We start from the raw sequence: 10,771 nt of genomic DNA on the forward strand, positions 1-10,771 counted from the left end.
AAAGCCCGGGGCTTAACCGTCTCTGAAGGAAGCGCTATGAAAGCAGATCCAGCCCTACCAGAGCGCCTCGGCGTAGGGCACATTCCACACAGACGGATGTGCGATGCCGTGCCCATGGTGTCCGTCTTCGCCGAACGCTTCGACACCACCGATGCACACCGTCCGATAGTCGAGGTTGGCGAGACCGGCCACGATGTTCGAGGCGTCGAACACAAAGGTGCGATCGGTGATCGTTGTTCCTCGGTTGGCGTGGCAGGCCAATAGTCGGCCCGACCGGTTCGGTCCGGACGGCACGGGCAGGAAGCCGGAGAAGAACGCCATGTGTGCAGGGAGTGTGAAACTTCCATGGGTGCGGCGTTCTTCCCACAGCCCACCCGGTAGCACCTTGCCCAGGTGGGGTGTGCGGCCCGCGTGCACGGCGGCGCGGGCCACATCGCTGCGCAGCGAGTCGAACGTGATGAACAGAAAGTGATGGGTGCCGATCACCGCGTTAGCGTTGATCACAAGCCCCCCTTGGTTTTCGCTATCGGACTGGGTTCTGCACCCGCTGGCGCGACTGCAGTTTCAGCTGTTCGGATCGGTAGTGCGCAACTCTTCGGGCAGTAGCCGGTCGTGTGCTCGGATTTCTTTCGATGCCTCGATCACGTCTTTCACGGTGTCGATGCCACGCCAGTAGCCGGAGAGGCGGTAACCGACGAGCCGCCCGCGTGCTGCCAACTCCGGAAACGTCGAATCCTCGTGGTCGCCCTTGTCCGGTAGCAACTCGACCACGTCATGGTTGAACACATAGATTCCGGCGTTGATCCAGTAGGGCAACTCCGGCGACTGGGTGAATCCGCGAATCAGGTCGCCTCCGAGATCGGCGACACCCCAATTCGACCGGTATGGCGAGAGTGCGATGGTCACCGCGCCGTCATGCCCGGTGTGGAAGTTTGCGAGGTCGCCAAGTGAGAAGGTAGTGATCACATCACCGTTGAGGACAAAGAACGGCGCCTGCGGGTCGGCCAGTTGGCGGGCAGCGTATTTCAGGCCGCCGCCGCGGCCGAGGGGTTCGTCCTCGATCGCGTAGGCGACCCGCAGGCCGAAGCGGGAACCGTCGCCGACGTAATCGGCGATCATCTCGTACTTGTATCCGCCACTGACGGTGACGGATTCGACGTCGTGTGCTGCCAGCCAGGCCAATTGATAGCCGACAATCGGAGCACCCGCGACCGGCACCATGGCCTTGGGCGCGTCATCGGTATACGGCCTCATCCGAGTCGCTTGACCACCTGCAAGGATCAGGGCCTGCGTCACTTTGATCATCTTGCACACCAAGTCCTTTCGATTGGCTCTGAGCCGGGTGAAGGACGTGGACACCTCACCCGGCCCGTTGCAGACGAACCTAAGAACCTGACCGCGCAAAGCTGAACGAGTTTGTTAGAGTTTGCGCGAGCAGCAGGTTTTTGTTGACTGGTTGCACCTGGAATCTGACGATTTATGGGTGTGCGCAAACAGGTGCAACGATTCAACGAGAGGCAGACCCATGCTCTTGAGGTTCCTCGGGAAGAACACGAACCACGGTGGTAGTCCGACGTTGTGGGCTACGGATCACGGTTATGCCGTTCAAGGCTGGAAGGTGGACGGGCACCCGAACCAAGTGGAGATCCCACACCCGCTACTCGGATTTCTCGAACCGGGAACGTGCCTCGGCTCTCTCCTGCACGACACCGGCCACGGGACCTTCATACTCAGCGGCAAACCGATTACGGACCCCGAAGCCCTCGCACAGATGAACATCCCGGATCACGAGGCCAGCGTAGAAGTTCCGATAGCACAGGAGATTCGACCCGATGCAACTACTGCAAGGTGAGGAAATCGACAACCTTCTCCGAGCCTGCGAGCACAGCGCCTACCATCTGGAACTGCAAGACTCGTATAGCACCCCCGAGGAAGCCGAGCCGTTCCGCAAGTTCCTTGCGGGAGAGCCCGATGACTATGCCTGGTGCGATGAGTGGGACAGCCTCATTCACGAAGTCACCAGCACCGGCCGGGTTGTGCGGCGTGCCCGTGTCGTCACCGAGCCACACACCGACTATGTGCGGTGGAGCATGGAGGTCGCCCATCGCAACATCGCTGCGGGCGAGGACATCCGGTATCTGCCACGGCAACTGATCGACCCGTCCGAACTCACTACGGACGACTACTGGCTCCTCGATGACCGGGCGCTCGCATTCACCGTCTTCGAGCCGTCAGGGCGATACGCCGGATGGGCCATCAGCCACGACCCGGTGATGGTCGAGCACGCGCGAGCAGCATGGAATCGGGTGTGGGACAAAGCCGTCCCTCACGCTGACTACGTCAAGTGACCACCACCGCGAAGGAAGCGCGCGAGGCGTTCGGCGAGCGCCTGCGTAACCTCCGCAAGGACGCTGGGCTGACCGGCAGGCAACTCTCCGAGCTTGCCGGTTGGCACAGTTCCAAGGTTTCACGAATCGAGTACGGGAAGCAGACGCCGACCGACGCAGACCTTCGGGCTTGGTGCACCCACGCCCGCGCTGATGAACACTTACCCGACCTCATCGCCAACCTGCGCAATGTCGAAGCCTCATATCTCGAATGGCGTCGGATGCGCCTGCCGCACAGGCAGAAACAATCCGTTGCCGCCGAGGCCAAGACCAACCTCATGCGATGGTACGAGCCCGTCGTCGTGCCCGGCCTATTGCAGACTCCGCCCTACGCTGAGGCGATTCTCCGTATGGTGCTCGACTTCTACGACGAGCCGGAAAGCGACATCGAATCCAGCCTCGGCGCACGCCTCGAACGTCAGCAAGTCCTGTACCGAGGCAATCACCGCTTCTACTTCATCCTTGGTGAACAGGTACTCCACACCCGCGTGGCCACCGCGGACGTGATGCTCGAACAGCTGGACCGATTGCTCACGGCGATGTCTCTGCCTCGCGTCGTACTCGGCATCCTGCCAACGAAGGCCGACTATCGAACGCCCGTGAACAACTTCATCATGTTCGACAGCCGCATGGTGCAGGTCGAGACCATCTCGGCTGAGCTGACGATCACCCAGCCCAGCGAGATAGCGTTGTACGGCAAGGCTTTCCACCGGCTCAAGGATCAAGCCGTACATGGACAGGATGCGCGAGCCATGATCGCTGAAGCTATGGCTGACCTGCGCGGCGACTGACAGTCACTCGCCCTCCGGCCACCCCTTCTCACCGAATGCCCGGGCCGTAGCGTGATCGAGTTGCACACGCAGGTAGTCGTGAGTCAACGGGTACATCGCGCCGGACGAGATGCACTTCGCATTCTCGAGATGGATCGCCCGCGCGGCGTAGTAGTTCTGAGTTATCGCCGTCACGCATCGGATCAGCCGTGACGAACTTGCCCAGCATTCGCCGGATGCAATCTTGGATGGGCTGGAGCCGAATACCGTGCTTTCGACTGCGGAATCAGTCGTCGGCCACGATCACTGAACGCCGATACTTAATCCGTTCCTCGAGTTCGTGAACGGCGGTTCGCTTTCCAGCAATTCAGTTGTCCTGGCCTGTTGGGCTCGTTCGATCGTGGTCATCCTGTGTGGCGGCTTGCGGCCACGGCATCGGTGTACAGCTCGGTAGTGAGCTGGTCCGGGTGAATGCTGGAAGTCATTCATCGGAGATTGGGAACATCTCGGCATAGGGGTCCGGCTCCCCGGTCAAGGGGTCCAGTCCGGCGACGAGTCGGCGGCGCTGCTCGCGCCAGCTGACGAAGACTCCAGGGCGTCCCCAAAGGGACGCGTCGCCAAGTGGGCATTCGTCGAATTCTGCGAGCATCATCCGAGTGAGGAACTTGACCATGCCGCAGTCGAAGATCTTCCAGTGGGAATCCCGGAAAGCTATCTGGCGACGCCATGCCACGACTGGCCATTTGTCCGGGTCTGCATCCGTCATGAGCCAAGCCATCTCGTTGGCGTTGCAGCCAGTTCCCCAGGAAAGTACGGCATCTGGGCCGGCGGATACGCCTGGCACACCGCCGTCCAACTCCCACAGCCAGCGCGCACTGCCGCTTCCGATATGGCAGTCGTTCAGATTGGGAACATCGACTGGCAGTGGAGGGAGGATGACTAACTCGCCGATGTCCCCCACACCATAGGTGTTCATGAGCGACATGTAGTCGCTCGGCAGTTTCGTGCCCAACACGGCTTCCGCTGCCGTCCAGTCGATATGCTCTTCGCCCCGGTGTTCTGCAGGAACAATCCGAAGCAAGGTCTCCACGTCGGGATGAACGGTCATGATTCAGACTCCTCGAGTGTGGTGGCCGGTTACCGTATCTCGAGGGGCCGACAACATCGACCGGCGACCCCGGCCTTGACAGAGGCGGTCGCATCGCGAGAAAGCGCGCCGCGAGAAAGGTTGTCACCGGTTCGGGCTGACGACCCGAACAGCATCAGTTCAAGCAGTGCCGGATGATGTTCAACTCGTGACCGATGAGTGTCGAAACGTCGTGTACCGGACAGGTTGTGGGCTCTGGTCGAGCCTGGCTGCCCGAGTTCACCTCGCGCCCGCAGGGCGGGGGCACCGCGCCCACTGACGAGCGGGCGGTGTTCACCGCAGTGGCGTTCGTGCTGACCAGCGGCTGCGCGTGGCGGATGCTCCCCGCCTCGTTCGGAGTCACGGTGCCGACGGCGCATCGCCGGTTCACTGTGTGGACTGAGGCCGGCCTGTGGCGTCGTCTACATCGTGCGGTGCTCGACGAGCTGGGCAGCCGAGGCGTGATCGACTGGTCGCGGGCGGTGATCGACGCTGCGTCGGTGCGAGCGAAAAAGGGGATCAATGACCGGTCCGAGCCTGGCCGACCGCGGCAAAGCCGGCTCGAAGATCCACGTGCTGTCCGACCGTGCCGGAATCCCACTGTCTGTGGGCATCTCGGCGGCCAACACCAACGATGCCGAAGCGCTCAAACCACTGGTGAAAGCAGTGCCCGCCGTGCGGTCGCGGCGCGGTCCGCGCCGCCGCAAGCCCGCCAAACTGCATTACGGTGAAATCGTTGTCGACCGCGATCTGGCACACGCAAACCGCTGAATTCTGGCTGTCAGTCGGCTGAGATTTCAGGGTTGCCGTTCTCGGCGAATGAAATTTTTGATAGAACTTGCCACGAGTATGAGCGTTGCCTTCGCTCGAGCAAGACCATCAGCGCTTCCGCAACTTTCACATCTACTCCACGGATGGTTTCATTCATTCTATCGACTGCTGCCATTGCATCTGCTGCCGATACTCCGTCAGAATTTGCATAGGCTATCGTGATATGCGGAGGATGCGGTTTCGAGCTGTTCAATCGTGCGTCAGGGTAGGCGGACAGGGTCGCGGAGCGTAGCACATCACGAAGGATGTCTATCCGTTGAGCCGGCGAGACATCGAATGCTACGGCACTACGAACGCCGCTCAGACGGTCAATTGTGATATTGAAGGGCATCACGCTATGGCAGGCAAGTACTGCGGAATTTTCGATCGAACTGAGTTGATCCGGCGAAATTTCGCCAAAATAAGAAATCCTGTCGAGCGTGAGATGAAGGCTACCCGGAGGCGTCAGGTCGTAAAACGGGAAGTCGATCGATCCCTGGCATCTTTTTGCAAGTGAGCGCAGTTCCGGTGACTTTTCGAATGTTAGGAACCAGTAGTAGCCGCGTGGGCCTATGGGGCGTGTCCAATGGCTCCTAAGTGTTCGCACATGCTGTCGACCGCTCCGGGTATCCTCGCCATCGATACCGATCATCAACGCCCCGCCAGATCCTCGAGAGCGTCGTGAATGGCATGCAGTTGTGACAAATTTCCCCATCGGTCAATAGCCTGATGAACAAACTCCGCGGCTCGTTGCTGCAGCGATACCATCGGCTTTCCTGCTGAAATATTGAGTGCGTCGATCATGATTGCTGCAGCATAGTCCAAGTCAGCTTCCGCGGAGAGGATTTGCGAACGCGCCAGATCGATCATCACCAGAGAACGACCCCACGGAGAATCGGCACTGCTCATTTCCGGTAGGGCGAGCTCCACATACTGCTCAACCTTGTTCGGCATTGCCAACGAGAGATATGCGGTAGCGGCGTTACCGGCCACCTGCGCTGGGCCGTAACACTCGAGCGCGATGCTCGTGGGGACTCCAGTCGGCGCCTTGTTGTGTGCCATGAGCCGATAAGATTCATCAACGGCGCGTTGAACACCCTCGGTATCCCCGAGTTTCCCCATTGCCCTTGCTGCGCCATTTATCATCAAGCGTACACTCTGCGGTCCGGATTGTGCGCGCACAAGACCGTCTCGCGCATAAGACAACGCGTCATTGTACCGACCGGCATAGTATTCGCAGAAACTCTACAACCCACGCGCCCACGCACAGAGGTGGTTGTTCTGCGCGAGGGCGCCGAGTTGGAATGCTTCACGGCAATAGGCGCGAGCCAAGGGGAAATTACCGCGACCGACCGCAATATATCCGAGCAGTCCTGAATTCTTTGCCCCCGCTTCGAATAGCGGTTGGCGTTGCGATGGAAGACTGCACTCGTCAAGGAGCGCCTCTATCCATGAACGTTCTTTTACGAGAGACGGACCGAGAATGGAGTGGTCAATCGTCTCGTGCTGCTCTATCGCCAGTTGCGTATTGGTCTGCAGGTCTCGGATAATCTCGGGGTTTATTGATCTGCTCAATTTGTGGACACGACTGAGTATATCGACTACATCTTCAACTATTCCGTTGTTTGCGAAGGGCGGCAAACTAACCGACTCCGATTGAACATCATCGCTGTTCGCCATGTCGCTGTCGGACAGCGGATGATCCGACACCTCCACATCGTGTCCGGCCTGCTCGATTCTCGTATTCACAGGCAACGCGCGAGGACGGGCACCCAACCAGGTGAAACTGGGTTGTCTCCGTGTCGTTTGTTGCTCGGTTTTGGCTCGGGCGCGGAGGGCGATCAGAGTGCCGTTTGCGCCGAGTGCATTGTCGATGGCGGCGACCAGGTCTTGCGACGGGAGATTGGCACCCTGCCATTCGGTCATGGAGACATACTGTCGCGAGTAGCCGATCTCGGCGGCTAGTGCGCGTTGGCTCACGCCCGCGTTGAGTCTGAGCCGCTTGATTTCGTGGGCTAAGCGGTCGGCAATGGTTGCCGGTTGCCGTTCGGTTTCGGTCTCCGGGTCGTTCATCGGTGCCCCCTGCGCATGCGTTCATTCTTGCCGACGGCATAGGTATGGCAAGTCCGATTTCCAGGACTTGCCACCTTCCGAGTCCCGGGATCCGGCAGTTCCCTTGAAGCGGGCGCAAAACCTGGCCCGATCCGAGGGGAGACCGAAGCTATGACAACCACTGCCGGAGTGGGCATTCCGCTGTTGACCGCGGCGCAGCGCGCGACGATGCGGGCGGAATTGTTGGACGTGATCGAGTACCGCAAGTCCGGGCTGAGTTTGAACTGGATCGTCGGGTGTCCGCTGGATTGCGGATACTGCGTGCGGCACCTGGTCGACAACTTCGAGATGAAGGTGCCGCGGGCGTTGATGAGCGATGCGGAGGCAGCCGACCTGCTGACCGGGCACTGTTGGTTCCGGCCGCATGTCACGCCGATTCAGTTGCTGAACCGAGCAACTGATCCGATGTTGCCGAAGGTAAAGCCGCACACCTTCGAGATGCTGAAATTACTGGATGGGCAGGGGCTGACCAACCATGTTCTCGTGATCACCCGGTGGCGGATAGATCCGGAGGACTGCGTGGTACTGAACTCGATCACGAACCTGAAAGTTACTGTGCTGGTGACGCATTCGGGCATCGATGACCGGCGCATCGAACCAGTGGACTCCCGCATCGCGGCCCGCTCGGTCGAGACCGCCTTCGAACACGCGGACAGGTATCGGGTGGTGCTGTACTGGCGGCCTATCGTGCCGGGCCTGAACGACTCGGCGCTCCACCTGCGGCGAGGGCTCGAGTTGAGCCGTCACGCCCACGCCACGGTATTCACTGGCCTGTTCTTCAGAGACCAGATCCGCGACTACTACCGCGCAAACGGTCTGCCCGAACCCTTCCCGGAGAGTGCGCGGCGCAAGGTATTCCCCGAGGCGCTGGAGCGGCGAATACTCCACGCCACCAAGACCACTCGGCCGGGTTCACCATTGTTTCGGAAGACGAGCTGTGCCGTTGCCTACGCGCACGAGGTTGCCGACTACAACGGTCACTACGGTATCCGAGAGCTATGCGACATCTGCCCATCAGCCCAGGTGCGACGGTGCGCACAGGTGTGGCAACGGCCCGATGAACGGCATGTCGCCGAATTGGCCGACGAAATGGGCGGCACCCTCGTAGAGGTCAACGACCGCGCCGTCGTCGTGGCCGGGCTCGATGAGCAACGCCGCTACTTCATGCAGCACGGCCACGGCTATCAGGTCCACGACATCGATAAACCGCACTACGTCCAGCGCCACGGTCGCGCCGATCTCGGCTGGCCAACTCTGAGGGAGACCCGATGACGAATTCACAGCCATTCCCGAATGCTCTGCGTGAACGTCAGCTTGTCGTAGTCGATGTGGAGGGCAATGGCCAGAATCCGCCGGAGATCATCGAGATCGCCATGCTGCCGGTCGACGGGCCAGTGAAGGCCGAGGCGTTGCGGTCGTGGTTGATCAAGCCGCATCAGCCGGTGACACCGCTGGTAACTCGCAAGGTGCACGGCATTACCAACGCCGAACTCGCCGACTGCCCGCCGTGGCACGAAGTCGCCGAAGAGATCGATGCGCGGCTGTGCGGGCGGGTGCTCGTCGCACACAATGCCGCCGTCGAACGACGGGTCCTCGCGGCGCACCTTCCCAATTGGAATCCGCCACTCATCCTGGACACCCTGCGGCTGGCGAAGTCGGTGTGGAAGGGCTTGAAATCGTATGCGCTCGACAAGCTCATCGAACAGGGGCGGTTGGACACCACCGAAATGGTCGGACAGCGCTACCACCGCGCCGGATACGACGCTTGGGCGGCTTGGCAATTGTTGTGCGCCTTGATCGAGGACGGCGGGTTGGATTGGCCCGGCGTGGTCGAGGCGGCTGGCATGTCCGAGTTTCTGCCGACTCCGGACCCGGAAGGGGGATTGTGGTGAGCACAATCGAGCAGCCGGTCACCATCGCAGTAGTCGGCACCCATTCCACCGGCAAGAGCACCTTCCTCGCGCGACTGGCTCACGACCTCCGCAGGTCCGGTCTACAGGTCGCCACAGTGGCAGACCTTGGCGAGCAAGCACAGCGGATGGGGCTGCCCATCCTATGGAATCACACGTGGGTATCCACGTTGTGGATCGTTACGCGGGGGATCAGCAACGAACTCGAGGCATGGCTGCACGGGGATGTCGTCCTGATCGACCGCGCAGTCCCCGACGCTCTCGGTTACTACCGCGCCGCTTTGGAGTATCGCGACGAGTCGGCCGATCCCGACGAGTGGGCCTACTTGGAAGCGCTGGCCCGCTTCCACAGTGACCGCTACGACCTGATCTTCCGTACTCAGCTCGACCCGCATATCCCCTTGGGAACCAACAAGTTCAGAGATGACAACCAACAGTTCCGCATACTCGCGGACCACCACGTCGAGTCCGTACTGCGTGAACTCACATTGCCATCGCTACCCCTGACCGCCGACGGCCACGACACCGCCCTCGCCCTTGCCTGCGATTTCGTCGCCGAGCGGCTCGGCGACGGCACGACACGCGAGATCAGCGCAACCGCTTGATTTCAGGGCCCGGAACCAACCGCCATAACGACTGAAAGTTCGCAACCATGACGGAAATACAAGCCACAGAACGAAACACATCACACGACGCGAGTGGTCCGAAGGCGATCGGATTCGTGCGAGGCGAGGTGTCGGGTTCGGACGCGTCTCGGCATGCGGAAGCCGTGCAGCGGCACGCTCGGTTGCTGGGCTACCAGTATGCGTACACGGTGCGGCCCCCGCAGGACATCCCCGACCCGATCGGATATGCCCTCGGTATCGCAGCCGGGCTCGATGTGGCCGCGATCGTTGTCTACGACCTGGCACAGGTCAACGATCGACCAGCGCGGGTTTGCGACGAGTTCGACCTCGAAACCGTTTGTCCCGCAACCACATGGGCGCGGGTCGCGCATCCAGCCCCCACCGAAACACGGGTAGGGCGTGATGACCGAGGGCACGATCGTGACGCCGCCGAGGGTTTGCGGGAAGGCCGATGTCGAGTTGGCGCATGAGCAGATGCGCGAGCATCGCGCCTGTCGGATCGGGCGGTGCGTGTGGAAAGCTGCGGCGTATTACACGCTGGTCGATTCGGGTCGGATCGCGCCGCAATCGTTGACGCCGCGTGAGCGGGCTGCGGTGCGGGGGCTCGAGTTCCCAGCGCTGGAGCGCGAGGTATGCGCGGAGGGCGGGCCGACGGTGCAAACTTTGCATGAGGTGCTGGACAAACTTTCTGAGCTGGGCCTACCGGTCCCAAGTACAGGTGTTGACAGCGACCACGTGTAGCGATCTGGGAGTCCGGGATGAGCGAACATCGGACCGAGATGGACGGCTGGCAGGCGATCTGGCGGCTCGACGACCAGCGCATTCGAATAATGCTGGTAAGCAACATATTTGAAGCAATAACGGTGATGTCGACCGCTGATTCGGCCACTGCTCCGGACCTGGTTCAGATGCGCGAGCGGTTCCCGAAACTTTCGCGGTTGTGGGATGCGGTACGGCATGAGTACTGGTCCGAAGTCCGTGTCCTGCAAGAGCATTCACGAGGAACGCGGTGAGTGAGCGCATCCGGCGG

At 60.9% G+C, this 10,771-nt stretch carries 16 protein-coding genes and 1 pseudogene; 10 read left to right on the plus strand and 7 right to left on the minus strand.

Annotated elements, in window-relative coordinates:
* Positions 1–54: 54 nt before the first annotated feature.
* The gene (locus tag ACQP0C_RS37150) at positions 55–504 is read right to left on the minus strand and encodes a hypothetical protein (RefSeq protein ID WP_433727794.1); all 450 of its coding nucleotides are present in this window, start codon (positions 502–504) and stop codon (positions 55–57) included.
* A 60-nt stretch (positions 505–564) separates the two neighbouring features.
* A complete protein-coding gene (locus ACQP0C_RS37155; protein WP_433727796.1) occupies positions 565–1,305 on the minus strand; it encodes a nucleotidyltransferase family protein in 741 nt (246 codons plus the stop codon).
* A gap of 220 nt (positions 1,306–1,525) precedes the next feature.
* Here ACQP0C_RS37155 and ACQP0C_RS37160 point away from each other — a divergent pair, with 220 nt between their 5' ends.
* The 3 genes from ACQP0C_RS37160 to ACQP0C_RS37170 are packed head-to-tail and all read left to right on the plus strand — an operon-like array spanning position 1,526 to position 3,178.
* Positions 1,526–1,852 carry a hypothetical protein gene (locus ACQP0C_RS37160; protein WP_433727798.1) on the plus strand — a complete coding sequence of 109 codons (327 nt, stop codon included), beginning with the start codon at positions 1,526–1,528 and terminating at the stop codon, positions 1,850–1,852.
* Positions 1,833–2,348 carry a DUF6879 family protein gene (locus ACQP0C_RS37165; protein WP_433727800.1) on the plus strand — a complete coding sequence of 172 codons (516 nt, stop codon included), beginning with the start codon at positions 1,833–1,835 and terminating at the stop codon, positions 2,346–2,348. Before ACQP0C_RS37160 ends, ACQP0C_RS37165 begins: the two co-directional genes overlap by 20 nt.
* The gene (locus ACQP0C_RS37170; protein WP_433727802.1) at positions 2,345–3,178 is read left to right on the plus strand and encodes a helix-turn-helix domain-containing protein; all 834 of its coding nucleotides are present in this window, start codon (positions 2,345–2,347) and stop codon (positions 3,176–3,178) included. The genes ACQP0C_RS37165 and ACQP0C_RS37170 overlap by 4 nt, the downstream gene beginning before the upstream one ends.
* Positions 3,179–3,181: 3 nt before the next feature.
* Here the strand turns inward: ACQP0C_RS37170 and ACQP0C_RS37175 are convergent, their stop codons facing one another.
* Entirely contained in the window at positions 3,182–3,352 is a 171-nt protein-coding gene (locus tag ACQP0C_RS37175) for a hypothetical protein (RefSeq protein ID WP_433727805.1), read from the minus strand.
* 286 nt (positions 3,353–3,638) lie between these two features.
* Entirely contained in the window at positions 3,639–4,265 is a 627-nt protein-coding gene (locus tag ACQP0C_RS37180; RefSeq protein WP_433727807.1) for a hypothetical protein, read from the minus strand.
* Positions 4,266–4,459: 194 nt separating this feature from the next.
* Between ACQP0C_RS37180 and ACQP0C_RS37185 the strand changes: the two are divergent.
* Both ACQP0C_RS37185 and ACQP0C_RS37190 read left to right on the plus strand, forming a co-directional pair.
* A pseudogene (locus ACQP0C_RS37185) lies at positions 4,460–4,651 on the plus strand (transposase); the annotation flags it as partial.
* Between the two features lie 124 nt (positions 4,652–4,775).
* Positions 4,776–5,054, plus strand: coding sequence for a transposase (locus ACQP0C_RS37190; RefSeq protein ID WP_433734762.1), 279 nt, complete (start codon positions 4,776–4,778; stop codon positions 5,052–5,054).
* Between the two features lie 10 nt (positions 5,055–5,064).
* Here ACQP0C_RS37190 and ACQP0C_RS37195 read toward each other — a convergent pair whose 3' ends face one another.
* The 3 genes from ACQP0C_RS37195 to ACQP0C_RS37205 form a co-directional block, all read right to left on the minus strand.
* Positions 5,065–5,745 (minus strand): 2'-5' RNA ligase family protein, encoded by a 681-nt coding sequence (locus tag ACQP0C_RS37195; RefSeq protein ID WP_433727809.1) that lies wholly within the window; start codon positions 5,743–5,745, stop codon positions 5,065–5,067.
* Complete coding sequence (locus tag ACQP0C_RS37200; RefSeq protein WP_433727811.1) at positions 5,745–6,155, minus strand: hypothetical protein; 411 nt, start codon at positions 6,153–6,155, stop codon at positions 5,745–5,747. The genes ACQP0C_RS37195 and ACQP0C_RS37200 overlap by 1 nt, the downstream gene beginning before the upstream one ends.
* A 183-nt stretch (positions 6,156–6,338) precedes the next feature.
* A complete protein-coding gene (locus ACQP0C_RS37205; RefSeq protein ID WP_433727813.1) occupies positions 6,339–7,166 on the minus strand; it encodes a helix-turn-helix domain-containing protein in 828 nt (275 codons plus the stop codon).
* Between the two features lie 150 nt (positions 7,167–7,316).
* Between ACQP0C_RS37205 and ACQP0C_RS37210 the strand changes: the two genes are divergently transcribed.
* The 5 genes from ACQP0C_RS37210 (at position 7,317) to ACQP0C_RS37230 (ending at position 10,754) form a co-directional block, all read left to right on the plus strand.
* Entirely contained in the window at positions 7,317–8,477 is a 1,161-nt protein-coding gene (locus tag ACQP0C_RS37210) for a radical SAM protein (protein ID WP_433727815.1), read from the plus strand.
* On the plus strand, positions 8,474–9,097 hold the full coding sequence (locus tag ACQP0C_RS37215; RefSeq protein WP_433727817.1) for a 3'-5' exonuclease: 624 nt from the start codon (positions 8,474–8,476) through the stop codon (positions 9,095–9,097). Before ACQP0C_RS37210 ends, ACQP0C_RS37215 begins: the two co-directional genes overlap by 4 nt.
* A complete protein-coding gene (locus ACQP0C_RS37220; RefSeq protein WP_433727819.1) occupies positions 9,094–9,720 on the plus strand; it encodes an AAA family ATPase in 627 nt (208 codons plus the stop codon). The genes ACQP0C_RS37215 and ACQP0C_RS37220 overlap by 4 nt, the downstream gene beginning before the upstream one ends.
* Positions 9,721–10,143: 423 nt before the next feature.
* The gene (locus ACQP0C_RS37225; RefSeq protein WP_433727821.1) at positions 10,144–10,482 is read left to right on the plus strand and encodes a hypothetical protein; all 339 of its coding nucleotides are present in this window, start codon (positions 10,144–10,146) and stop codon (positions 10,480–10,482) included.
* Positions 10,483–10,499: 17 nt separating this feature from the next.
* Complete coding sequence (locus tag ACQP0C_RS37230; RefSeq protein ID WP_433727823.1) at positions 10,500–10,754, plus strand: hypothetical protein; 255 nt, start codon at positions 10,500–10,502, stop codon at positions 10,752–10,754.
* The last annotated feature ends 17 nt before the right edge of the window (positions 10,755–10,771 follow it).

Source organism: Nocardia sp. CA-129566 (assembly GCF_050956075.1).
Classification (GTDB): Bacteria; Actinomycetota; Actinomycetes; order Mycobacteriales; family Mycobacteriaceae; genus Nocardia.

What these genes read in the sequence shown, in the direction of transcription:
- ACQP0C_RS37200 (WP_433727811.1), bottom strand. Translation starts at nt 6,155, where the DNA reads ATGGCACACAACAAGGCGCCGACTGGAGTCCCCACGAGCATCGCGCTC.
- ACQP0C_RS37210 (WP_433727815.1), top strand. Translation starts at nt 7,317, where the DNA reads ATGACAACCACTGCCGGAGTGGGCATTCCGCTGTTGACCGCGGCGCAG.
- ACQP0C_RS37160 (WP_433727798.1), top strand. Translation starts at nt 1,526, where the DNA reads ATGCTCTTGAGGTTCCTCGGGAAGAACACGAACCACGGTGGTAGTCCG.
- ACQP0C_RS37215 (WP_433727817.1), top strand. Translation starts at nt 8,474, where the DNA reads ATGACGAATTCACAGCCATTCCCGAATGCTCTGCGTGAACGTCAGCTT.
- ACQP0C_RS37165 (WP_433727800.1), top strand. Translation starts at nt 1,833, where the DNA reads ATGCAACTACTGCAAGGTGAGGAAATCGACAACCTTCTCCGAGCCTGC.
- ACQP0C_RS37230 (WP_433727823.1), top strand. Translation starts at nt 10,500, where the DNA reads ATGAGCGAACATCGGACCGAGATGGACGGCTGGCAGGCGATCTGGCGG.
- ACQP0C_RS37180 (WP_433727807.1), bottom strand. Translation starts at nt 4,265, where the DNA reads ATGACCGTTCATCCCGACGTGGAGACCTTGCTTCGGATTGTTCCTGCA.
- ACQP0C_RS37195 (WP_433727809.1), bottom strand. Translation starts at nt 5,745, where the DNA reads ATGATCGGTATCGATGGCGAGGATACCCGGAGCGGTCGACAGCATGTG.
- ACQP0C_RS37155 (WP_433727796.1), bottom strand. Translation starts at nt 1,305, where the DNA reads ATGATCAAAGTGACGCAGGCCCTGATCCTTGCAGGTGGTCAAGCGACT.
- ACQP0C_RS37205 (WP_433727813.1), bottom strand. Translation starts at nt 7,166, where the DNA reads ATGAACGACCCGGAGACCGAAACCGAACGGCAACCGGCAACCATTGCC.
- ACQP0C_RS37225 (WP_433727821.1), top strand. Translation starts at nt 10,144, where the DNA reads ATGACCGAGGGCACGATCGTGACGCCGCCGAGGGTTTGCGGGAAGGCC.